This is a genomic window from Allobosea sp., assembly GCF_017308015.1.
GTDB lineage: Bacteria > Pseudomonadota > Alphaproteobacteria > Rhizobiales > Beijerinckiaceae > Allobosea.
This window is the reverse complement of record NZ_JAFKFW010000010.1, coordinates 77,366-98,051: the sequence shown is the minus strand read 5'-3', so window position 1 is coordinate 98,051 and position 20,686 is coordinate 77,366. Positions and strand designations below refer to the sequence as shown.

Genomic DNA, 20,686 nt, shown 5'->3' with positions numbered 1-20,686 from the left:
ATTTGGCAAGGTCTCGTTTAGGTTGACGGTTCATTGATGAGGTATCGCGACGCCTCGTCGAAGCGCGCCGCCACATGAATTCGATTGCCCCGGAGTCCAGCCATGTTGACCACTCTCGTTCCCGGCAGCCGTGCCGTCCGTTTCGCCGCCGCCATCGCCGCCACGCTCGCGCTCGGCGCTTGCGCCAAGGACCAGAACGCGGATGCCTCGGGCTTCGGCGCCGGCGGTGCCGCGACGCCAGGCAGCGCACAGGACTTCGTCGTCAACGTGGGCGACCGCGTCTTCTTCGAGACCGACTCGACTGACCTGACCTCGACCGCCGTCGCGACCCTCGACAAGCAGGCCGGCTGGCTGCAGCGCTATCCGCGCTATACCTTCACCGTCGAAGGCCATGCCGACGAGCGCGGCACCCGCGAGTACAACTATTCGCTCGGCGCCCGCCGCGGCCAGACCGTGCGCGACTATCTGGCCTCGCGCGGCATCGCTGCCAACCGCATGCGCACCATCTCCTACGGCAAGGAGCGCCCGGTCGCGGTCTGCAACGACATCTCCTGCTGGTCGCAGAACCGCCGCTCGGTCACGGTGCTGGACGGCGCCGGCGGCGCCCCCGGCGTCTGATCTGATCGCAGAGATAAAAAGAAAGAGGCCCCGGATGACGACATCCGGGGCCTTTTTCATTCCGGCAAGCCACCTGGAGAGGATCGCTCAGGTCGTCATGAAGCTGCTGAGCCCGGTCTCCAGTTCGTCGAGCGTTCCTGCGAAGGAGCCGCGATCGCTATCGACAATCAGATCGCTGAAGCTGCGTTCGCCATAGCCTTCCGCCAGCATCACGCGGATGCGGTCATGCTCCTCGGTATCGAACACCCGCCCTCGGCCGGCATCGACAATGCGTTCATAGGAAGCACGAAGGCTGACGAAAATCGGCCGCACACCGGCATCGCCGAAATGGCGCCGGAAGAAGATCCAGTCACTGCAGCGGAGCGGGTAGGCCACGACCAGATTGGGGCGCTCGGCCAGCAGCGAGAAGCCCTCCCGTACGATCGACCGGCTGGTGCGCAGGATGGAACCGTACCAGGGCAAACCCGGGTCGGCATGGTCGTCGCCATCGATAAAGCTGCCGCCGATCCGCGCAGCCAGAGCCCGCCCCAGCGTCGTCTTGCCGGCGCCGATCGGTCCGCTCAGGAAAATCGCGTAACGTTGCACCGGCGGCCCGCCGGCACTCAGCCCACCGCGGTCGGGATCAGGCTGCGCGCCACGCCCTCGATCCGCTCGGCCGCCGCGACCAACGCTTCCGCCGCCCGGTCCTCGACCTCGCTGAGCCGCTCATCGGCGGCGCCGGCATTGCCCTGCGTCGCCGCGAGGTCGGCCTCCAGCTTCGCCAGCCGCTGCTTCAGTTCATGGACCTCGTCGGCCACCATCAGCGCCGCCATGACATGCAGGCGCATGTCGCCGATCTCGCCGAAGGCCTGCCGCATCTCGCCGATCTTCTCGTCATAGAACCGGGCGAGCCCTTCGAGATGGCCCTCCTCGCCCTCCCCGCAGGCCATGCGATAGGCCTTCCCGGAAATCATGACGTTGACTTGCGGCATTCGGTCTCCAGTTCCGCTTTAGCTTTCGCTTGCCTCGGGCTCCGACGGCTGCTGCGCCTCGACCCGCGCGATCACCGCGCCGACGACGTTCATCGCCCGCTCCAGCCGCTGGTCGACATCAGCCGCAGCCGTTTCGACCTGGCCGAGGCGTGCCATCGCGCCGTCGAGCTCGGCCGCCAGCCGCGCCCGGTCGTCCTGCATCAGGGCGAGTTCGGTTTCGAGATTGCCACGCCCACGCTCAGCCTCGACCCGCCGCCGCGCCGCCGCCTCCAACTGCCCCAGCGCCGTATCCAGTCGCGCCAGCGCATTGTCCAGCATCAGGCTCGCCACCGTCGCTCTCCTTTCAGATCGAAGCCGGCTCACACGATTCGTGTCTCAATTTACAGCAAAGCACCGGAAAACAGGAATCGCTCTCTCGGCCTGTAAACATGTCCTTGCAACGGCTTGCCGGGCGGGGCTGAGGCGCCATCTGCGGAAAACCAACCAAAAGCCGTGCCTGCGACCCCGAAAGCAGGGTTTCGCGAATTGACTCGCAGGGAGGGCCGGGCCTAATCCACCCCGTCCTTTCCGAGCCTGCCGCAAGCGGCGGCAACACTGCCTTCCCCCTCGCCGGCCCGCTGTCGCGCAGGCCGGCCCGGTCCTCCCGCCCGCCTGACGGAGCCCTGTGAGATCATCATGACCACCATCGATCGCGCCCAGCACGACAAGCTCGCCAATGCCATCCGCGGTCTGGCGATGGACGGCGTCGAGAAGGCCAAGTCCGGCCATCCCGGCCTGCCGATGGGCGCCGCCGACATCGCCGCCGTGCTGTTTACCCGCGTGATGAAGTATGACGCCGCCGATCCGCGCTGGCCGGACCGCGATCGCTTCGTGCTCTCCGCCGGCCATGGCTCGATGCTGCTCTACGCCCTGCTCTATCTCACCGGCGCGCCCGGCATGCAGCTCGACGACCTCAAGGCCTTCCGCCAGCTCGAATCGAAGACCCCCGGCCACCCCGAGAACTTCATGACCGCCGGCGTCGAGACCACCACCGGCCCGCTCGGCCAGGGGCTCGCCACCGCCGTTGGCATGGCGATGGCCGAGCGCATGCTCGCCGCCGAGTTCGGCAAGAAGGTCGTCGATCACCATACCTATGTGCTGGCTTCCGACGGCGACCTGATGGAGGGCATCAGCCAGGAGGCGATCGCGCTCGCCGGCCACCAGAAGCTCAACAAGCTGATCGTGCTCTGGGACGATAACGACATCTCGATCGACGGGCCGCTCTCGATCACCGACAATGTCGACCAGGTCGCGCGCTTCAAGGCCTGCGGTTGGCGCTCCGAGCGCGTCGACGGCCATGATCCCGAGGCGATCGAGGCCGCGATCAATCGCGCCCGGAAGTCGAACAAGCCCACCATGATCGCCTGCAAGACCGTGATCGGCTTCGGCGCGCCGAAGAAGGCCGGCACGTCCAAGGCCCATGGCGAGCCGCTCGGCGCCGAGGAGCTCGCCGCCGCCAAGAAGGCGCTGGGCATTACCGGCGGTCCCTTCGAGGTCCCTGCCGACGTGCTCAAGGCCTGGCGCGGCTTCGGCTCTGCCGGCGCCGCCGCCCACAAAGACTGGAACGAGCGCTTCGCCACCCTCTCCGAGCGCAAGCGCGGCGAGTTCGACCGCCGCCTCGCCCACACCGTTCCGGCCAAGCTCGACAAGGCGATCCTCGCCCACAAGAAGGCACTGATCGCCGCGCCGCAGGCCGTCGCGACCCGCAAGGCTTCGGAAATGGCGCTCGAAGCCATCACCCCGATCATGCCGGAGCTGGTGATGGGGTCGGCCGACCTGACTCCGTCCAACAACACCCGCACCAAGGCCGCCGAGGACTTCACCCCGAAGACCCCGAAGGGCCGCTATGTCCGCTACGGCATCCGCGAGCACGGCATGGCCGCCGCGATGAACGGCATCACGCTGCATGGCGGCTTCCGCACCGGCGGCGGTACCTTCCTGGTCTTCGCCGACTATGCCCGCCCCTCGATGCGGCTTGCCGCCCTGATGGGCCTGCCGGTCGTCTATGTCATGACCCATGACTCGATCGGCCTCGGCGAGGATGGTCCGACCCACCAGCCGGTCGAGCAGGTCGCCAGCTTGCGTGCCATGCCGAACATGCGCGTCTTCCGCCCCGCCGACACGATCGAGACCGCCGAGGCCTGGCAGGCCGCTCTGGAACGCACCGACGGCCCGACTGTCCTCGCGCTCTCCCGCCAGAACCTGCCACAGCTCCGCACCGACGCCTCGGCCCGGAACCGCTCGGCCACCGGCGCCTACGAACTGCTCGCGGCCGAGGGCGGCAAGGCCCAGATCTCGCTCTTCGCCTCGGGCTCCGAGGTCGAGCTCGCCGTCGCCGCGCGCAAGCTTCTCGCCGAGAAGGGCGTCCGCGCCCGCGTCGTTTCGGTGCCTTCGCTTGAGCTTCTGCTGCAGCAGGACGAGGCCACCCAGACGGCGATCATCGGCTCGGCTCCGGTCAAGATTGCGGTCGAAGCCGGCGTGCGCTTCGGCTGGGATGCCGTGATCGGCCATGACGGCGTCTTCATCGGCATGAACTCCTTCGGTGCCAGCGGCCCCTACAAGGAGGTCTACAAGCATTTCGGCATCACTGCGGAGGCGATCGTCGACGCCGCGATGAAGAAGCACAACGCCTGACGGTCTAATTGCCGCAGGCAGGGCTGATTTTCCCGAAAGACATCTTGCGTTCGGCCATTCTTTGGCCGAATTGCCCGCGTGGATAGCGACGGCATCGCCGGTTCGCTCGGCGAAGGAGAGGAAGACATGACGGTCAAGGTGGCGATCAACGGTTTCGGCCGCATCGGGCGCAACGTTCTGCGCGCGATCATCGAGTCGAAGCGCAAGGACATCGAGGTCGTGGCGATCAACGATCTCGGCCCGGTCGAGACCAATGCCCATCTCTTCCGCTTCGACTCCGTCCATGGCCGCTTCCCCGGCACGGTGACCGTCTCCGGCGACACGATCGATGTCGGCCGCGGCCCGATCAAGGTCACCGCGATCCGCGATCCCAAGGACCTGCCGCATAAGGCGCTCGGCGTCGACATCGCCTTCGAATGCACCGGCATCTTCACCACCCGCGACAAGGCCGCCGCTCATCTCGCGGCCGGCGCCAAGCGCGTGCTGGTCTCGGCTCCCTGCGACGGTGCGGACCTCACCGTCGTGTTCGGCGTCAACCATCACGAGCTGACCAGGGACCACGTCGTCGTCTCGAACGCCTCCTGCACCACGAACTGCCTCGCGCCGGTTGTGCGCGTGCTCCATGACAGCGTGGGCATCGACAAGGGCTTCATGACCACGATCCATGCGTACACCGGCGACCAGCCGACGCTGGACACGATGCACAAGGATCTCTACCGCGGCCGCGCCGCCGCGCTCTCGATGATCCCGACCTCGACCGGCGCCGCCAAGGCGATCGGTCTCGTCATTCCCGATCTGAAGGGCCGCCTCGACGGCACCTCGATCCGCGTTCCCACCCCGAACGTCTCGGTCGTCGACTTCAAGTTCATCTCGAAGCGCAAGACCACGGTCGAGAAGGTCAACGAGGCCATCGTCAAGGCGTCGAAGCGCGGCCCGCTCAAGGGCATCCTCGCCGTCACCGACCAGCCGAACGTCTCGATCGACTTCAACCACGATCCGGCGTCCTCGACCTTCGCCCTCGACCAGACCAAGGTCATGGACGACAAGTTCGTGCGCGTGCTGTCCTGGTACGACAACGAATGGGGCTTCTCGAACCGCATGAGCGACACCGCCGTCGCCATGGGCGCCCTGCTCTGATCCTTCGTATCGGACCGGAAAGTGGGCGCCATTTTTCGGGATAATCCGATGCGGTAACGAAGTGCTTCCTGTCCTCTCGCGAGGGCATGGCGCCTGACTGCGAGGCCGCGCTGCCAAGGCCCGGCCTCGTCCCACTTCTCCCAGCTACGGAGCGCCCATGGCCAAGATCGAGCCGACCGTCGTGACCCCGACGAATACCGAGCCGCCCGTCGCGTCGCCGCCCCCCGCATCCGGCCCGACCCTCGTGGCGGCGACGCCGGCCGCCGAGACCGTCGCTCCGGTCACCGAGCCGCGCAAGCTGGACCAGCTCTCCCGCATCGAGGAGAAGGCGGCCCGCATCGAGGAGAAATTTGCCCGCTACGAGGCCGTTCTGACGCGCGCCGAGGCCTCGCTGGAGCGCAGCGCGCACAAGGTCGACGCCGCGGCCGGCACGATGGATTTCGCCTCGATCCGCGGCGAGATCACCGCGCTTCGCAACCGCGTCGATGCGACGCCCCGCGCCGGCACGCTGTTCATCACAGCGATCGTCACCGCCGTCCTGACCGTGCTCCTGACCATCCTCGTGCTGAAATTCGGCGTGCCCGGCCTGTTCGGAGGCCTGCTGCCCCGATGACTGCCTTCCGTACCCTCGACGACGCCGCTGTCTCGGGCAAGCGCGTCCTTGTCCGCGTCGACCTCAACGTGCCCATGGAAGACGGCAAGGTCAGCGACACCACCCGCATCGACCGCATCCTGCCGACGATCCGCGAAATCGCCGACAAGGGCGGCAAGGTCGTGCTGCTCGCGCATTTCGGCCGTCCGAAGGGCCGGGACGACAAGAACAGCCTGCGGCAGGTCGTGCCGGCGCTGACCGAGGCGCTCGGCCGCCCGGTCACCTTCGTCGACGACTGCATTGGCGATGATGTCGCGAAGGCGCTCGTCGCCGCGAAGAACGGCGACGTTCTGCTGCTGGAGAACACCCGCTTCCACGCCGGCGACGAGAAGAACGACGCCGACTTCGTCAGGGCGCTCGCCGCCAATGGCGATCTCTATGTCAACGACGCCTTCTCTGCCGCCCACCGCGCCCACGCCTCGACTGAAGGCCTCGCCCATGTCCTGCCGGCCTATGCCGGTCGTACCATGCAGGCGGAGCTCGAAGCCCTCTCGGCCGGCCTCGACAATCCCGCCCGCCCGGTGATGGCGATCGTCGGCGGCGCCAAGGTCTCGACCAAGCTAGAATTGCTCGGCAACCTTGTGAAAAAGGTCGACGTCCTCGCCATCGGCGGCGGCATGGCCAACACCTTCCTCGCCGCGCGCGGGGTGAACATCGGCAAGTCGCTTTGCGAACATGACCTCGTCGGCACCGCCCGCGAGATCGAGGAGAAGGCCAGGGCCGCCGGCTGTGAGATTTTGCTGCCCGTCGATGCGCTGGTCGCCCGTGAGTTCAAGGCCCATCCCAGCTACCGGGTCGTGCCGGTCGACGGTGTCGAAGCCGACGAGATGATCCTCGATGCCGGCCCGCTCAGCATCGCAGAAGTCGTGCTGCGGCTGGAAAAGGTCAAGACGCTGGTCTGGAACGGCCCCTTCGGCGCCTTCGAACTGCCGCCCTTCGACACCGCGACGGTCGCTGTCGCCAAGGCCGCGGCCAGACGCGTCGAGGCGGGTGAACTCGTTGCGGTCGCCGGCGGCGGCGACACCGTCGCGGCCATGAACCATGCCGACGTCGCCGACGATCTCTCCTATGTCTCGACGGCGGGCGGCGCCTTCCTCGAATGGATGGAAGGCAAGGCCCTGCCGGGCGTCGAGGCGCTTCGGAAGGCCTGATCCAGCCGATATGAGCTGCCCTTGCGGCAGCTCATGTTTTTGCTATGTTCTCTTGATGAGCGAGAATGTGCAGAGCGCGATGTTCGAGATCCTGAAGAAGATTCAGGCCAAGCTCTCGGAGCACGACAAGCGTTTCAACGCGGTCGAGAAGCGCTTTGACATGCTGGGTGACCTTGTCCGCAAGCAGCGCCGCGACACCGCCGGCCTGCTCGTCATGGCGAAATCGGTCACCGGCAATTTCGCCGGGGAACTCGCCGCGATCGAAGAGCGCGGCGCCGCTCCCGAAGCCCGCGGGCGCTGATCTTAAGCGCGAATTCCGCTTTCGCTTTACCTTCGTCGCTTTTCGCCGCTAAACCCGGCTTCTGTCTGTTTGTCCAAAGGGGAGTGCCATCGTGGCCCGTATCACGCTTCGCCAGTTGCTCGATCATGCCGCCGAGAACGACTACGGCGTGCCCGCCTTCAACATCAACAACATGGAGCAGGCGCTGGCGATCATGGCGGCGGCGGATGCGACCGACGCGCCCGTCATCATCCAGGCCTCGCGTGGCGCCCGGTCCTACGCCAACGACATCATGCTCAAGCACATGATGGACGCCGTCACCGAGATCTATCCGCATATCCCGGTCTGCGTGCATCTCGACCACGGCAACGAGCCGGCGACCTGCATGACCGCGATCCAGGCCGGCTTCACCTCGGTGATGATGGACGGCTCGCTCAAGGCCGACGGCAAGACGCCCGGCGACTGGGACTACAATGTCGGCGTCACCAAGACCGTCACCGACATGGCTCATCTCGGCGGCATCTCGGTCGAGGGCGAGCTCGGCGTGCTCGGCTCGCTCGAATCCGGCGAGGGCGAGAAGGAGGACGGCCACGGCTTCGAAGGCAAGCTCTCCCACGACCAGCTCCTGACCAACCCCGACGAGGCCGTGAAGTTCGTCGCCGAGACCAAGGTCGACGCGCTCGCCATCGCCATGGGCACCTCGCACGGCGCCTACAAGTTCACCCGCAAGCCCGACGGCGCGATCCTCGCGATGCATGTCATCGAGGCGATCCACAAGCTGCTGCCGAACACGCATCTCGTCATGCACGGCTCGTCCAGCGTTCCGCAGGACCTTCAGGACGTCATCAACCAGTACGGCGGCAAGATGCCCCAGACCTGGGGCGTGCCGGTCGAGGAGATCCAGCGCGGCATCAAGCACGGCGTGCGCAAGATCAACATCGACACCGACAACCGCATGGCGATGACCGGCCAGATCCGCAAGATCCTGTCGGAGAACCCCGGCGAGTTCGATCCCCGCAAGTATCTGAAGCCCGCCATGGAAGCGATGACCAAGCTCTGCAAGCAGCGCCTGGAAGAGTTCAACACCGCCGGCCAGGCCTCGAAGATCAAGCGCGTCATCACGCTGGCCGACATGGCCAAGCGCTATGCCAAGGGCGAGCTCGACCCGACCTTCGGCGCCAAGAAGGCGGCCTGAGCAGGCACGCACACGATCCGGAAGAAAAGAGCCGCCGGAGCGATCCGGCGGCTCTTCTTTTTCGTGAATGGTGGCGCCTCAAACCCCGATCTTGCCGCCACCCTTCTTGGTGATCGCCACCACGGAGGGTCGCACCGGCATGTCCGGTTTGAAATCCGGCCAGCGGGTGGAGAGGTCCTCGTAATAGGAGCGGCGGCCGAATTCCGGCCAGTCCGGGCCGTCATCGCCGGGATGCTGCACGGCGACGAAGGCGGTGGTGTCGTCCGGCGTGAAGCAGGGGCCGCACATCTCCGCGCCATGCGGCACGCGATAGAACAGTTTCGAGGTCCGCCGCGCGCCACCCTCTGTATCGACCGCCCAGAGCCCGTCGGTGCGCCCGGTCACGTCGATGCCGTTGCCGTCGGTCGCGACCCAGAGCCGTCCCGCGGAATCGACCACGGCATTATCGGGCATGCCGAACCAGCCGTTCTTCGTCGTATCGGTCGAGAAGCTGGCGCCTACCGCCGCGACGCTGGGATCGCCGCATTTCAGCAAGATCTCCCAGCGCCCCTTGGTTGCCGTGTGGTCGCCATCGGCCTCGGCGATCTCGATGATATGGCCGAAGGCGTTCTTGGCGCGCGGATTGGCAGCGTCGACTTGCTCGTCCTTGCGGCTCGTATTGTTGGTGAGCATCACGTAGACACGCCCCGTCACCGGGTTCGGCGTGATGTCCTCCGGCCGGTCCATCTTGGTCGCGCCGAGCAGGTCGCCGGCACGCCGCGCCTCGATCAGCACGTCGGCCTGGTTCTGGAAGCCGTTGGCGGCCGTGAGCGGTCCCTGCCCGAAGACCAGCGGCAGCCATTCATGCGTGCCGTCCGCCGCGAACTTGGCGACATAGAGCGTGCCGGCATCGAGCAGGTCGAGATTGCTGGCGCGGTTGTTCGGGTCGAACCGGCCGGCGGTGACGAACTTGTAGACATAGTCGAAGCGCTCGTCGTCGCCGAGATAGACCGCCACGCGCCCGTCCCTGGCGACGATCATGTCGGCGCCCTCGTGCTTGAAGCGACCGAGCGCGGTACGCTTCTTCGGCACCGAGTTCGGATCGAACGGATCGACCTCGATCACCCAGCCGAAGCGATTGGCCTCGTTCGGCTCCTTGGCAAGATCGAAACGCTCCTCGAAGCGGCCCCAGGCGTAGGGCGAGGACGGCACGGCGAGGCGCTTGTAGTTGGCTTCCTCGCGATGGCCCTCCGGCAGCTTGCCGGAGAAATAGCCGTGGAAGTTCTCCTCGCCCGAGACGAAGGTCCCCCAGGGCGTCAGCGCGCCCGAGCAGTTGTTGAGCGTGCCCAGCACCTTGCGGCCGCTGGCATCGGCCTTGGTCTGTACGCGTTCATGGCCGGCGACCGGCCCCGAAAGCTCCATCTGCGTCGCGACGGTGATGCGGCGATTGTATTTGGAATCCTTGACCAGCGCCCATTGGCTGCCGGTCTTGCGGATTTCCGCGACCGTCGCGCCATGGGCCATCGCCTCGATCGCGAAACGTTCCGGCGTCGCGTTCTTCATCACAGGCTTGCCGTCCTTCATCTCGACGACGCCCGGAAACATCAGATGCGGGTTGGTGTACTCGTGATTGACGAAGAGCAGCCCATGCGCGGACGGGTCGGCAGCGCCCGTCATCGGCACATAGCCGACGAAGTCGTTATTGTAGCCGAACTGCTTGCTCTGGGCCTCGGCGCTCTGCTTGGCCGGATCGAAAGCCGGCGCATCGGCCGTCAGCGGGTCGCCCCAGCGCAGCAGCACCTGCGCCTCGTAGCCATCGGCGACATGGTGGTCGGCATCGACGCCGACCTCGACTTCCTTGAAGGAGAAGGCGGACTTGGCACCCTGCGCCTGCGCTTCGGCGGCGCTCTCCAGCGCCAACGTTCCGACCGTCGCCGAGATCGCCGAGACCGCGAGCGCACCCTTCAGCAAACCGCGCCGCGAGAAGCGCTGCGAGATCAGCTCGCCCATGGTCGGGTTTTCGGTAGGATTCCGCGGTTCCGCGTCCTCATGCTCCAGCATGCTGGCGCCGAAAGTGGATTCATATTCGTCGTCGCGCATGGCCGTCCCCACCACTTCGGATTGGAATAATGCGCAGCTAGACCCGGCCATTGACACCCGCATGACAGGCTCTTCCAACCGCAGCCCATCTCCGGGCAAGCCCCGCGCGTAGGACTGGCCTTGCGCCCGCCGCCCTTTCCGTGTCCCGCATTTTCTGGTTCAACGCTGGCTTGCTTTCGTTCCAGCCGGCTTTCCGTACCATGTCGATCGTCTTTTCTGCCCTGGTCGCGGTCTTCGTCGGCTTCACAGCTTCCGTCGCCGTCATCCTGCAGGCCGCGCAGGCGCTGGGCGCGACGCCCGGCCAGACCATCTCCTGGATCGCGGCCCTCTGCCTCGCGACCGGTGCCTCCAGCCTCTTTCTGTCCTGGCGGTACCGCATGCCGATGATCTGCGCCTGGTCGACGCCGGGCGCGGCCCTGATCGCAGCCGTCACCGGCTTCGACATGGCTTCCGCCGTCGGCGCCTTCCTGGTCGCGGCCGTCCTGATGATGCTGACCGCCGCCTTCCGGCCGCTCGGCAGGCTGATCGAGCGCATCCCGATGCCGGTTGCGGCAGCAATGCTCGCCGGTGTCATCTTCCGCTTCGTCGTCGCGGTCTTCGACGAGATGCGGCTCTCGCCCGGCCTCGTCCTGCCGCTGCTCGCCGTCTTCCTCGTAGCGCGGCTCATCAATCCCTTTCTCGGCGTCATCGCCGCGCTCGCAACCGGCATCGTAATCAGCTTCCTCGGCGGGCTCAGCGCCTGGCCTGCCGGCGCAATGACGCTGAGCGGCCTCGAATTCGTCACGCCGCGCTTCGATATTCCCGCCATGCTCGGCATCGGCGTCCCGCTCTATCTCGTCACCATGGCCGCCCAGAACCTGCCGGGCTTCGCCGTGCTGCGCGCCTCCGGCTACAATCCGCCGACCGCACCCTCGCTGTTCGTCACCGGCCTGACCTCGCTGCTGACCGCCCCGTTCGGGGCGCATATGACGAACATGGCCGCGATATCGGCCTCGATCTGCACCGGCGGCGACACTCATCCCGATCCGGCCCAGCGCTGGAAGGCCGGCGTGCTCTATGGCTTGTTCTATTTCGTCGTCGCCGCTTCCACCGGCCTGCTGATCGCCCTGCTGCTCGCGTTGCCGAAAGCCTTGATCGTCGCCGTCGCCGGCCTCGGCCTGATCGGCTCGCTGACGGGCGCGCTCGGGCAGGCCATGTCCTCCGACAAGGAGCGCTTCGCAGCCGTCGTCACCTTCGCGATCGCGGCCTCCAGCCTTTCGCTCTTCGGCATCGGCTCGGCCTTCTGGAGTCTGGTTGCCGGGCTTGCGGTCTTGACATTGGACTTCGCTACGGGCCGTTTGCGCAGCCGATCATGACCACACAATCCCCCCCCACTCGCCTGATGCTCGTCACCCCTCCCGTCACGGATGCGGAGGCCATGGCCTTTCGTCTGATGCAGGCCATGGCCGGCGGCGACATCGCCGCCATACTGCTGCGCCTCGCCCCCGGCGACGACCGCAGCAGGATCGAGCGCGTCAAGCGCCTCGCCGGTCCGGTCCAGGCCAACAATGTCGCGCTCGTCGTCGAGGATAACGCACTCGTCGCCACGCGCGGCGGCGCTGATGGCGTTCATCTCACCGGCGGCCCGGCTGCAGTTGCCGAGGCCCGCTCCAGCCTCAAGAGCGAGCGCATCATCGGCATCGGCGGCCTGCGCGCTCGCCATGACGCCATGGATGCCGGCGAGGCCGGCGTCGACTACGTGATGTTCGGAGAACCCCGCCCGGACGGCTCGCTGCCTCCGCTGGCAGCCGTGGTCGAGCGCGCCGGCTGGTGGGCCGAAATCTTCGAGACGCCCTGCGTCGCCTATGCCCCCGATGCCGAATCCATCCCGGCACTGGTCGAGACCGGCGCGGAATTCGTCGCGCTAGGCGCCTGGGCCTTCGAGGAGGGACAGGATATCCGCGCGCTGGTCGAGCAGGCCAACCAGGCGACGGCCGCCTGTGCTGCACGGAAAGCAGCGCAATGAAGCTGTTTGCCGGGCTGCTCGTCCTGCTCTCCGGCGCCCTCCTCGCAGCCCCTGCCGAGGCGGCGCCGGTGCCGGATATGGCCTATGGCGCCTATCAGGCCGGCCACTACCGGCGCGCGCTGGCCGAAGCGCTCATACGCATCGAGGCCGACAGCTCCGATGCCGCGGCAATGACCTTGGTCGGCGAGCTCTATCGTCAGGGGCTGGGCGTCGCACCGGATCCGAAAATCGCGACAGAGTGGTACGAGCGCGCCGAGACACGAGGCGACATCAACGCTACCTTTGCGCTCGCGACGCAGCTTCTGGACGAGAAGAGCGGCAAGCGCGACGCTGCCCGCGCCGGGGCCCTGCTGGAAAAGGCGGCAGCCGCAGGCCACCCCGCCGCCAACTACAACCTCGCCATCGCTTTGCTCGCGGCAAACCGGCAGGAAGACGACAAGCGCGCCGTCGCCTGCCTCGAAATCGCGGCGAAGGCCCAGGTCGGCGACGCCATGTATGCGCTCGGCGTTCTGGCCAAGCAGGGCCGCGGCATGCCTGCGAGCGAGGAGGTCGCCGCCCGCTGGATGAAGCAGGCATCGGCGGCCGGCAACGTGCCGGGGGAGGTCGAATACGCCATCATGCTGTTCAACGGCACCGGCGTGGAGAAGGACGAGGCCGCTGCCGCGAGCCTGTTCCGGCGCGCTGCCTGGCAGGGCAACCCGATCGCCCAGAACCGCCTCGCCAAGCTCTATCAGTTCGGGCTCGGCATCGCGCCCGACACGATCGAGGCGGCTGCCTGGCACCTTGCGGCCAGATCACAGGGCCTCAAGGACGACGCGCTGGACGACCTGTTCGAGCGCCTCAAGCCCGAGCAGCAGGCCCGCGCCGCCCGCATGGCTGCCAGCCGGATCAGCAGCGCCGTCTTGACGGCGCCCTGAGACCCGCGCAAGTGACGGCTCACTAAATTCTTGCCGGGCGCGAGGCTTGCGCCGCTGGCTCACCGCGCCGTTGTGGCGCGCAAGAGGTTTCCGATGATCCGCTCCCCCCTGATGACCGTGATGACCGACGCCGTGATGAAGGCGTCCCGCTCGCTGAAGCGCGACTTCGGCGAGGTCGAGAACCTGCAGGTGCTCGCCAAGGGTCCGGGCGACTTCGTCTCGAAGGCCGATCACAAGGCCGAGGAGATCCTGCGCGAATCGCTGGAGAAAGCCCGCCCCGGCTACGGCTTCGTCATGGAGGAGAGCGGCGTCGTCCACGGCACCGACGAGAGCAACCGCTGGCATATCGATCCGCTCGACGGCACCCACAACTTCCTGCGCGGCATCCCGCACTGGAATATCTCGGTCGCGCTGGAGCGCGACAACCAGTTCATCGCCGGCGTGATCTATGATGCTGCCAAGGACGAGATGTTCATGGCCGAGAAGGGCAAGGGCGCCTTCGTCAACAACCGCCGCCTGCGCGTCTCCGGCCGCAACGAGCCGGCCGACATGCTGATCGGCACCGGCATCCCGCATATCGGCAAGGGCGGCCACGGCCAGTTTCTGCGCGAGCTCGCCGCCGTGATGCCGCGCTTCGCCAATGTCCGCCGCATGGGCTCGGCCGCGCTCGACATCGCCTATGTCGCCGCCGGCCGCATGGACGCCTATTGGGAACGCGGCCTCAACACCTGGGATTTCGCGGCCGGCGCCGTGCTGATCCGCGAGGCCGGCGGCACCTTCGGCACGCTCGACGGCAAGCCGATGACCAGCGCGAAGGACATCATCTGCGGCAACGAGGCCGGCGAGCGCGCGCTCAGCCAGGCGCTCAAGACCGCGGCCGCCTGAGGCCCACAGCCTCAAAACTGTTGCTCTTTCGTGCTTGATCCCGGCGGCGTGGGAGGCGACAGTCCTCCCGCACTCCGAGGCGAACGGAAGACGACGCATGGCGATTGAGGATTTCGCGGCCAGACCGGCAACGGCCGCGCCGATGCGGACGCAGGTCCGCTTCTCCAGGCCGCTGCGCTATGTCGTCCGCGCGGTCCTCTTCCTCGCCCTGATCGGCTTCCTCGGCTACATCCTCCAGGCCGGGCTGGTCCAGGCCTTCATGACCAATCCGGGGCTGAACGGCCTCATCCTGGGTGCCCTCTTCGTCGGCTGCCTGATCGCGCTGCGCGAGCTCTGGCGGCTCTACAGCGAGGCGCGCGCCGCGACCAGCCTCGCCGTCGATCCGGCATCGGCAGAAGTCCGCCGCGGCCAGGTCATCGCTCCGATGGGCTCCGTCCTGCCGGCGCTGGAGCGGGGTACGCTGGCTCCGGCCCAGGCCGTATCGGTGCTCGAATCGATCGCCGTGAGGCTGGACGATGGACGCGAGGTACTGCGTTATCTCAGCGGCCTGCTCGTCTTCCTCGGCCTGCTCGGCACCTTCTGGGGCCTGCTCGACACGGTCGGCTCGGTGGGTACCGTCATCAAGTCGCTGCGCACCGGTGCCGAGGCCGGCGTGCTCTTCGACGAATTGAAGGCGGGGCTTTCCGCCCCGCTCGCCGGCATGGGTCTATCCTTCTCGTCCTCGCTCTTCGGCATCGCCGGCTCCCTGATCCTCGGCTTCCTCGACCTTCAGGTCGGGCAGGCCCAGCGCCGCTTCCGCAACGAGGTCGAGAGCTGGCTCGGCAGCCGCACCGGCACGCCCGAGGCGCCCGCTACACTGCTGGCAACCGGCAACCCGCTCGCCGACCGTTTCGAGCAGCTCAGCGCCGCCATGGCCGACGGCGCCTCCAACAACCGCGCCGCGACCCAGGCTCTCTCGAATCTCGCCGAGGGCATCCAGGGCCTCGTCCAGCACATGCGCTCCGAACAGCAGATGATCCGCGACTGGGTCGAGGCCCAGGCCGCCCGCGAGAAGGACCTGAAGCGCCTGATCGACCGCCTTACTGCCGACCAGGTCACCGAGCCATGATCCCGCTCGGCACCATAGGAACCTGACGGATGGCCCTCTCCCGCGCCCATCGCCGCGAGGACGTCAATTTCTGGCCCGGCTTCGTCGACGCGCTCTCGACGATGCTGATCGGCATCGTCTTCCTGCTCACCGTCTTCGTGCTCGGCCAGTTCTTCCTGTCGCAGGAACTGACCGGCAAGGACACGGCGCTGGAGCGCCTGAACAAGCAGATTTCGGAGCTGACCGACCTGCTCGCTCTGGAGCGCTCCTCCAACCGGCAGGCGCAGGAGAACCTCCAGCTCATGCAGTCGACGCTTGCCCAGACGCAGGGCGAACGCACCCGCCTGCAAGGCCTCATCGACACGCAAGCCGGCAGCAGCGCGAACGCCCAGCTTGCAGAATCGCAGAAGGCGCTCGACGCCGAGAAGCAGCTTTCGGCCCGCGCCCAGGCGACCGTCGACCTCGTCAACCAGCAGATCCAGGCGATGCGCCGCCAGCTCGCCGCGCTGGAAGAGGCGTTGGCCGCCTCCGAGGCCAAGGACAAGGATTCGCAGGCCCGCATCTCAGAGCTCGGCTCGCGCCTCAACGTCGCTCTCGCCCAGCGCGTGCAGGAACTCGCCCGCTACCGTTCGGACTTCTTCGGGCGGCTGCGGCAGGTGCTCGGCACGCGGCCTGACATCCGCGTCGTCGGCGACCGCTTCGTCTTCCAGTCCGAGGTCTTCTTCGACGCCGGCCAGGCCGTGCTGAAGCCCGAGGGCAAGGGCGAGCTCGACAAGCTCGCGACCATCCTGCTCGATCTCGGCAACGAGATGCCGCCGGACCTGCCCTGGATCCTGCGCGTCGACGGCCACACCGATAACCGTCCGATCAAGTCGGCCCAGTTCCCCTCGAACTGGTATCTGTCCTCGGCCCGCGCCATCGCCGTGGTCGAGTACCTGATCTCGCGCGGCCTGCCGACGGACCGCGTCGCGGCGACCGGCTTCGGCGAATACCAGCCCCTCGACGTCGCCAACACGGACGAGGCGCACCGCCGCAACCGCCGCATCGAATTCAAGATCACGGAACGCTGACGCATGCCCCGCAGGCCCCTTCCCCGGCTCTCGATGGGCGCGCCGCTGCTCGCTATCGGTGCGTTGCTTGCGACCAGCCCCGCCTCGGCCGAGCCGCGAACGTCCACGATTGAGGAATGCGCCGCCTGCCATGGCGTCGACGGCATCGCCCGCGACACCGAAGTGCCGCATCTGGCGGGGCAGAACGAGCGGTATCTCTACAATCAGATGATGGCGTTCCGCTCGGGCAAGCGCCAGCACAAGGAGATGCGCTACATGGCGCGCCTGATGTCAGCGCAGGAGATCGCCGCGCTCGCAGCCTACTATGCTGCCCTGCCGCCGCGCTGAGACGGCTCAGGCCGTCTCCAGCCCGAACTGCAGCGCCGCCAGCCGGGCATAGAGACCGCCCTGCGCCTTGAGCTCCGCATGGCTGCCTTCCTCGACGATGCGCCCGTCTTCCATGACGAGGATGCGGTCGGCCGAGAGGATGGTCGCCAGCCGATGCGCCACCACCAGCGTGGTCCGGCCCTGCATCAGGCGATCGAGTGCATCCTGCACGGCCCGCTCGCTTTCGGAATCGAGAGCCGAGGTGGCTTCGTCGAGCAGCAGGATCGGCGCATCCTTCAGGATCGCTCGCGCGATGACGAGACGCTGGCGCTGCCCGCCCGAAAGCGTCACGCCGCGCTCGCCCACGACGGTCTCGTAGCCATTAGGCAGGGCGCGAATGAACTCGTCCGCCGCCGCGAGTTTCGCCGCAGCCTCGACCTCCTCTTGCGAGGCGCCGGGGCGGCCATAGGCGATGTTGTCGCGCACCGAGACGCCGAACACCGTCGGCTCCTGCGGTACCAGCGCGAAGCGCTCGCGCCACGTTTCCGGATCGGCCTCCGGTCCCGCGACCCCGTCGACGACGACGCGCCCGTCCTGTGGATCGTAGAAGCGCAGCGCCAGTTGCAGCACCGTGCTCTTGCCGGCGCCTGAAGGCCCGACCAGCGCGATCCGCTCGCCGGGCCGGACCGCGAAGCTGAGGTCCGACAACGCCGGCCCGACGCGACCGGGATAGCTGAAGGAGACGTTTTCGAAAGCGAGTTCGCCGAGCGAGGGCGCCGGCATCGATTTCGGATGCGGCGGCGCGACGATGGCGGGCTTCAGCGCCAGGATCTCGCCGAGCCGGCTCGAAGCGCCCGCGGCAGCACTGATATCGCCATAGACTTCGGAGAGCTGCCCGAGCGAGCTTGCCGCCAGCACCGCATAGAGGATGAACTGCGAGAGTCGCCCGCCGCTCATCCGTCCGTCGAAGACCTCGGTCGCTCCCGTCCAGAGGACGCAGACCACGCTGGCACTGACCAGGAAGATCGCGACGCCCGAAAGCAACGCACGCGAGGCTGTCGCCTCCCGCGACGCGGCATAGGCGTCGTCGGAGGCCGCCTCGAATCGCGCCGAGGTCTGGCGCGCGGCGCCGAAGGACTGCATCGTACGGATGGCACCGACAGCCTCGGCCGCGAAGGCCGAGGCGTCGGCGAGCCGGTCTTGCGCTGCCCGCGAGCGCCGCCTGACGGAACGGCCGGACAGGACCAGCGGAATCACGATCAGCGGAATGACGCCGATGACGATCGCGGAGAGCCGCGGACTCGTCGCCACCATCATCGCGAGCGCCCCCAGCGTCATGATGGCATTGCGCAGTGCGATCGAGGCGGTCGAGGCGAAGGTCGACTTGATCTGCGTGGTATCGGCGGTCAACCGCGAGACGAGATCGCCCGCCCGGCTCGAATCGAAGAAGGCCGGCTCCAGCCGGGTGAGGTGGCGGAAGACGTCGGCGCGGAGCGACGCGACGATGCGTTCGCCAACCGTCATGACGAGATAGAAACGCGCCGAACTCGCCAGCGCCAGCACGGCGACGACGCCGATCAGCAGGATGAAATAGCTGTTGGCGAGCTGACGCTCGCCGCCGGCGAAACCGACATCGATGACGCGGCGCACCGCCAGCGGCAGCGCCAATGTCGCCAGCGAGGCGACCACGAGCGCCACCAGAGCGAGTGCGATCCGACGCTTCTGCGCCCGCGCATAAGGCCAAAAGGCCGCGAGCGAGCGGAAATCGGGCCGCGCCTTCTTGTCGTTCTTCTCAGCTTCGGCCACGCGCCGGGCCTCCTGCATCTCGCGCGCGCGTCACGCGCACTCTTTGGAACATTGTCAAATCTGCCCCCGTGAAGCCGATCGGGGCGAGCTTGGCAAACGACGCAACGCCGCAGGGCAGGCCCCGAAAGGCGCGTTGCGCTTGCGCTAGGGCGCCGGCTGCGATATGTGCACGCGACTTCACGACAGGCTCATCCGAATTCTTTCGACGGGCCGGGCAGGCTCGCCTGCTTGTCGATGCGCCCGTTTTTGTAGCTCCGAGGATTTCGTCATGGCCAAGGCTGGCATCCATCCCGACTATCACACCATCAAGGTCGTCATGACCGATGGCACCGAATATGCCACCCGTTCGACCTACGGCAAGGAAGGCGACACGCTGAACCTTGACATCGACCCCAAGACCCACCCGGCCTGGACCGGCGGCACCCAGCAACTGATGGACCGCGGCGGCCGCGTCTCGCGCTTCAACTCGCGCTTCAGCAGCATCGGCGCCCTCGGCAAGAAGTGATGTTGCGGCGCTCGGGCGCCGCCGTCATTGATCTCCTACAAGAAACCCGGCCTCGCGGCCGGGTTTTTCGTTTTGGGCTTTCTTGCTGGTTTGACATTCTTGCCGTCATGCCCGGGCCTTGACCCGGGCAGCTCGCAAACCAGCGCCCTCTCGCCATGAGATTCTCGGGCCTTCGCCGGGCTTCGCCCGGGCATGACGGCTGTCTTTTCGAGAAGGCCGCTTACCGCCCGAAACCCAGCCGTGCTTCCAGACTGGCGAGCTGGTTCAACACGGGGTTTACGCTCGCGCGGACAGGCGCAGCACCGGACATCTGGCCCTCGAGATGGCGGATGCGCTCCTGCAGGCGGAAGGAATGCGCCATCAGGTCGCGCAGCCGCTCGGGCAGTTGCGCCACGACATGTGCGGCCGGGGCCGGCATCGGGTCGCCCATCTTGACCTTGTTGTGCTCGGTGCGGGCCTGCTCGGCGGTGAGTTCGCCTTCGGCGACGGCTCGCTGGACCAGCAGCCAGGAGGCGATCTGCATCAGGCGCGTCGTCAGGCGCATGCTTTCGGTGGCATAGGTCAGCGAGGCATCACGCGGCAGCGCGGCGGCATCCTTGCGCCCGTCGCCATCGAGATAGCCGGCCGTCTGCTCGACCAGTCCCATTCCCTCGCGAAACAGCAGCATGAAGGCCTCGGAGCGCACGAAGCCCCGTGCAAAGGAAATCGCGCCCTCTTCCGTCTGCGGATCGAGCAACTGGGCGTCGTTCATTGGTGTCTCCCATCGGCACAAACCCGTGCGCCTCTGGAACGCGGCACGGATATGCTCGCCGATGTCGCAAGGATAGCGCCGATCATGGTTTCCAGCGCCGGTAAGGTGCTGTTAACCTTAACGAGGCTAAACCGCTGTGGCGACAACAAGGCAGGCGGCTCCACAAGATTGAGCCGACCGGCCGACGCAAGGGAACGGCGCAGACAAAAAAAGAGCCGCCAAGGGCGGCTCGAAGGTCAACAGGGAGGCGTCAAACAGAGTGGGCAGGAGCCACTCGACATCCAGACAAACTGGATGATGCGATTCATACTTTGGAATCATTAACGCCCGGTAAACGGGCGTTTCTTTTTGACGCTTTTTCAGGCCGGCTTGCGGAAGAACGCATCCGCCGCCGAGCGCGAGGCATCCTTGCGCGCCCGCGTCTCGATCAGGCGTTCGATCTCGGCCTTGAGCGCCGCGATGCGCTCGTCGATCTCGGCCAGCGACAGCATCGAAAGATCCTGCCCGATCTCATGCACGCTCTTCGGCTTGGGGCGATCGTCCTCCGGGAATATCGACATGGCGGCCTCGCATCTGCTCAAACTGCGCGCGGCACGCT

The 20,686-nt window shown here is 67.0% G+C and carries 22 protein-coding genes; 15 read left to right on the top strand and 7 right to left on the bottom strand.

The window, feature by feature from the left end:
- Positions 1-102 precede the first annotated feature (102 nt).
- Complete coding sequence (gene pal / locus J0I42_RS10860; RefSeq protein ID WP_291654839.1) at positions 103-618, top strand: peptidoglycan-associated lipoprotein Pal; 516 nt, start codon at positions 103-105, stop codon at positions 616-618.
- Positions 619-705: 87 nt separating this feature from the next.
- On the opposite strand, the gene J0I42_RS10855 is transcribed toward pal, so the two are convergent.
- Genes J0I42_RS10855 through J0I42_RS10845 form a run of 3 tightly spaced genes read right to left on the bottom strand, consistent with a single transcriptional unit; the run spans position 706 to position 1,919 of the window.
- Positions 706-1,203 carry an AAA family ATPase gene (locus tag J0I42_RS10855; RefSeq protein ID WP_291654838.1) on the bottom strand — a complete coding sequence of 166 codons (498 nt, stop codon included), beginning with the start codon at positions 1,201-1,203 and terminating at the stop codon, positions 706-708.
- Between the two features lie 17 nt (positions 1,204-1,220).
- Positions 1,221-1,589, bottom strand: a complete 369-nt coding sequence (locus J0I42_RS10850) for a cell division protein ZapA (protein ID WP_291654837.1) — start codon at positions 1,587-1,589, stop codon at positions 1,221-1,223.
- 18 nt (positions 1,590-1,607) lie between these two features.
- The gene (locus J0I42_RS10845) at positions 1,608-1,919 is read right to left on the bottom strand and encodes a DUF4164 family protein (RefSeq protein ID WP_366509827.1); all 312 of its coding nucleotides are present in this window, start codon (positions 1,917-1,919) and stop codon (positions 1,608-1,610) included.
- A gap of 345 nt (positions 1,920-2,264) precedes the next feature.
- Here J0I42_RS10845 and tkt point away from each other — a divergent pair, with 345 nt between their 5' ends.
- The 6 genes from tkt to fba all read left to right on the top strand — a co-directional run bounded on the left by tkt (position 2,265) and on the right by fba (position 8,677).
- The gene (gene tkt / locus J0I42_RS10840; RefSeq protein ID WP_291654836.1) at positions 2,265-4,262 is read left to right on the top strand and encodes a transketolase; all 1,998 of its coding nucleotides are present in this window, start codon (positions 2,265-2,267) and stop codon (positions 4,260-4,262) included.
- A gap of 126 nt (positions 4,263-4,388) precedes the next feature.
- Positions 4,389-5,399 (top strand): type I glyceraldehyde-3-phosphate dehydrogenase, encoded by a 1,011-nt coding sequence (gap, locus tag J0I42_RS10835; protein ID WP_291654835.1) that lies wholly within the window; start codon positions 4,389-4,391, stop codon positions 5,397-5,399.
- A 157-nt stretch (positions 5,400-5,556) separates the two neighbouring features.
- Positions 5,557-6,012, top strand: coding sequence for a hypothetical protein (locus J0I42_RS10830; RefSeq protein ID WP_291654834.1), 456 nt, complete (start codon positions 5,557-5,559; stop codon positions 6,010-6,012).
- Positions 6,009-7,202 carry a phosphoglycerate kinase gene (locus J0I42_RS10825; RefSeq protein ID WP_291654833.1) on the top strand — a complete coding sequence of 398 codons (1,194 nt, stop codon included), beginning with the start codon at positions 6,009-6,011 and terminating at the stop codon, positions 7,200-7,202. Before J0I42_RS10830 ends, J0I42_RS10825 begins: the two co-directional genes overlap by 4 nt.
- A 55-nt stretch (positions 7,203-7,257) precedes the next feature.
- Positions 7,258-7,503: a hypothetical protein gene (locus J0I42_RS10820; RefSeq protein ID WP_291654832.1), complete on the top strand. Its 246-nt coding sequence runs from the start codon at positions 7,258-7,260 to the stop codon at positions 7,501-7,503.
- 91 nt (positions 7,504-7,594) lie between these two features.
- Positions 7,595-8,677, top strand: coding sequence for a class II fructose-bisphosphate aldolase (gene fba / locus J0I42_RS10815; protein ID WP_265055983.1), 1,083 nt, complete (start codon positions 7,595-7,597; stop codon positions 8,675-8,677).
- A gap of 78 nt (positions 8,678-8,755) precedes the next feature.
- Here the strand turns inward: fba and J0I42_RS10810 are convergent, their stop codons facing one another.
- Complete coding sequence (locus tag J0I42_RS10810; RefSeq protein ID WP_465247674.1) at positions 8,756-10,756, bottom strand: PhoX family protein; 2,001 nt, start codon at positions 10,754-10,756, stop codon at positions 8,756-8,758.
- Positions 10,757-10,956: 200 nt separating this feature from the next.
- Here J0I42_RS10810 and J0I42_RS10805 point away from each other — a divergent pair, with 200 nt between their 5' ends.
- The 7 genes from J0I42_RS10805 (at position 10,957) to J0I42_RS10775 (ending at position 17,047) form a co-directional block, all read left to right on the top strand.
- Entirely contained in the window at positions 10,957-12,111 is a 1,155-nt protein-coding gene (locus J0I42_RS10805) for a benzoate/H(+) symporter BenE family transporter (RefSeq protein ID WP_291654831.1), read from the top strand.
- Positions 12,108-12,761: a thiamine phosphate synthase gene (locus tag J0I42_RS10800; RefSeq protein ID WP_291654830.1), complete on the top strand. Its 654-nt coding sequence runs from the start codon at positions 12,108-12,110 to the stop codon at positions 12,759-12,761. The genes J0I42_RS10805 and J0I42_RS10800 overlap by 4 nt, the downstream gene beginning before the upstream one ends.
- Positions 12,758-13,678, top strand: coding sequence for a tetratricopeptide repeat protein (locus tag J0I42_RS10795; RefSeq protein WP_291654829.1), 921 nt, complete (start codon positions 12,758-12,760; stop codon positions 13,676-13,678). The genes J0I42_RS10800 and J0I42_RS10795 overlap by 4 nt, the downstream gene beginning before the upstream one ends.
- 93 nt (positions 13,679-13,771) lie before the next feature.
- On the top strand, positions 13,772-14,563 hold the full coding sequence (locus tag J0I42_RS10790) for an inositol monophosphatase family protein (RefSeq protein ID WP_291654828.1): 792 nt from the start codon (positions 13,772-13,774) through the stop codon (positions 14,561-14,563).
- 97 nt (positions 14,564-14,660) lie between these two features.
- Positions 14,661-15,671, top strand: coding sequence for a flagellar motor protein MotA (locus J0I42_RS10785; RefSeq protein WP_291654827.1), 1,011 nt, complete (start codon positions 14,661-14,663; stop codon positions 15,669-15,671).
- Positions 15,672-15,700: 29 nt separating this feature from the next.
- Positions 15,701-16,720, top strand: a complete 1,020-nt coding sequence (locus J0I42_RS10780; RefSeq protein ID WP_291654826.1) for a peptidoglycan -binding protein — start codon at positions 15,701-15,703, stop codon at positions 16,718-16,720.
- Between the two features lie 3 nt (positions 16,721-16,723).
- A complete protein-coding gene (locus J0I42_RS10775) occupies positions 16,724-17,047 on the top strand; it encodes a c-type cytochrome (RefSeq protein ID WP_291654825.1) in 324 nt (107 codons plus the stop codon).
- A 6-nt stretch (positions 17,048-17,053) separates the two neighbouring features.
- Here J0I42_RS10775 and J0I42_RS10770 read toward each other — a convergent pair whose 3' ends face one another.
- The gene (locus tag J0I42_RS10770) at positions 17,054-18,850 is read right to left on the bottom strand and encodes an ABC transporter transmembrane domain-containing protein (RefSeq protein WP_465247673.1); all 1,797 of its coding nucleotides are present in this window, start codon (positions 18,848-18,850) and stop codon (positions 17,054-17,056) included.
- Between the two features lie 250 nt (positions 18,851-19,100).
- Here J0I42_RS10770 and rpmE point away from each other — a divergent pair, with 250 nt between their 5' ends.
- Positions 19,101-19,337 carry a 50S ribosomal protein L31 gene (rpmE, locus tag J0I42_RS10765; RefSeq protein ID WP_291654823.1) on the top strand — a complete coding sequence of 79 codons (237 nt, stop codon included), beginning with the start codon at positions 19,101-19,103 and terminating at the stop codon, positions 19,335-19,337.
- A 220-nt stretch (positions 19,338-19,557) separates the two neighbouring features.
- Here rpmE and rcdA read toward each other — a convergent pair whose 3' ends face one another.
- Both rcdA and J0I42_RS10755 read right to left on the bottom strand, forming a co-directional pair.
- The gene (rcdA, locus tag J0I42_RS10760; RefSeq protein ID WP_291654822.1) at positions 19,558-20,088 is read right to left on the bottom strand and encodes a protease adaptor protein RcdA; all 531 of its coding nucleotides are present in this window, start codon (positions 20,086-20,088) and stop codon (positions 19,558-19,560) included.
- A gap of 359 nt (positions 20,089-20,447) precedes the next feature.
- A complete protein-coding gene (locus J0I42_RS10755; RefSeq protein ID WP_291654821.1) occupies positions 20,448-20,648 on the bottom strand; it encodes a DUF1192 domain-containing protein in 201 nt (66 codons plus the stop codon).
- Positions 20,649-20,686 lie beyond the last annotated feature (38 nt).

Bases quoted from the DNA above. Each gene is read 5' to 3' on its own strand.
- J0I42_RS10805 (WP_291654831.1), top strand. From the start codon at position 10,957: ATGTCGATCGTCTTTTCTGCCCTGGTCGCGGTCTTCGTCGGCTTCACA.
- J0I42_RS10770 (WP_465247673.1), bottom strand. From the start codon at position 18,850: ATGCAGGAGGCCCGGCGCGTGGCCGAAGCTGAGAAGAACGACAAGAAG.
- J0I42_RS10810 (WP_465247674.1), bottom strand. From the start codon at position 10,756: ATGCGCGACGACGAATATGAATCCACTTTCGGCGCCAGCATGCTGGAG.
- rcdA (WP_291654822.1), bottom strand. From the start codon at position 20,088: ATGAACGACGCCCAGTTGCTCGATCCGCAGACGGAAGAGGGCGCGATT.
- J0I42_RS10825 (WP_291654833.1), top strand. From the start codon at position 6,009: ATGACTGCCTTCCGTACCCTCGACGACGCCGCTGTCTCGGGCAAGCGC.
- rpmE (WP_291654823.1), top strand. From the start codon at position 19,101: ATGGCCAAGGCTGGCATCCATCCCGACTATCACACCATCAAGGTCGTC.
- J0I42_RS10785 (WP_291654827.1), top strand. From the start codon at position 14,661: ATGGCGATTGAGGATTTCGCGGCCAGACCGGCAACGGCCGCGCCGATG.
- J0I42_RS10775 (WP_291654825.1), top strand. From the start codon at position 16,724: ATGCCCCGCAGGCCCCTTCCCCGGCTCTCGATGGGCGCGCCGCTGCTC.
- J0I42_RS10795 (WP_291654829.1), top strand. From the start codon at position 12,758: ATGAAGCTGTTTGCCGGGCTGCTCGTCCTGCTCTCCGGCGCCCTCCTC.
- J0I42_RS10790 (WP_291654828.1), top strand. From the start codon at position 13,772: ATGATCCGCTCCCCCCTGATGACCGTGATGACCGACGCCGTGATGAAG.
- J0I42_RS10850 (WP_291654837.1), bottom strand. From the start codon at position 1,589: ATGCCGCAAGTCAACGTCATGATTTCCGGGAAGGCCTATCGCATGGCC.
- J0I42_RS10820 (WP_291654832.1), top strand. From the start codon at position 7,258: ATGAGCGAGAATGTGCAGAGCGCGATGTTCGAGATCCTGAAGAAGATT.
- pal (WP_291654839.1), top strand. From the start codon at position 103: ATGTTGACCACTCTCGTTCCCGGCAGCCGTGCCGTCCGTTTCGCCGCC.
- J0I42_RS10755 (WP_291654821.1), bottom strand. From the start codon at position 20,648: ATGTCGATATTCCCGGAGGACGATCGCCCCAAGCCGAAGAGCGTGCAT.
- gap (WP_291654835.1), top strand. From the start codon at position 4,389: ATGACGGTCAAGGTGGCGATCAACGGTTTCGGCCGCATCGGGCGCAAC.
- tkt (WP_291654836.1), top strand. From the start codon at position 2,265: ATGACCACCATCGATCGCGCCCAGCACGACAAGCTCGCCAATGCCATC.
- J0I42_RS10780 (WP_291654826.1), top strand. From the start codon at position 15,701: ATGGCCCTCTCCCGCGCCCATCGCCGCGAGGACGTCAATTTCTGGCCC.
- J0I42_RS10830 (WP_291654834.1), top strand. From the start codon at position 5,557: ATGGCCAAGATCGAGCCGACCGTCGTGACCCCGACGAATACCGAGCCG.
- J0I42_RS10800 (WP_291654830.1), top strand. From the start codon at position 12,108: ATGACCACACAATCCCCCCCCACTCGCCTGATGCTCGTCACCCCTCCC.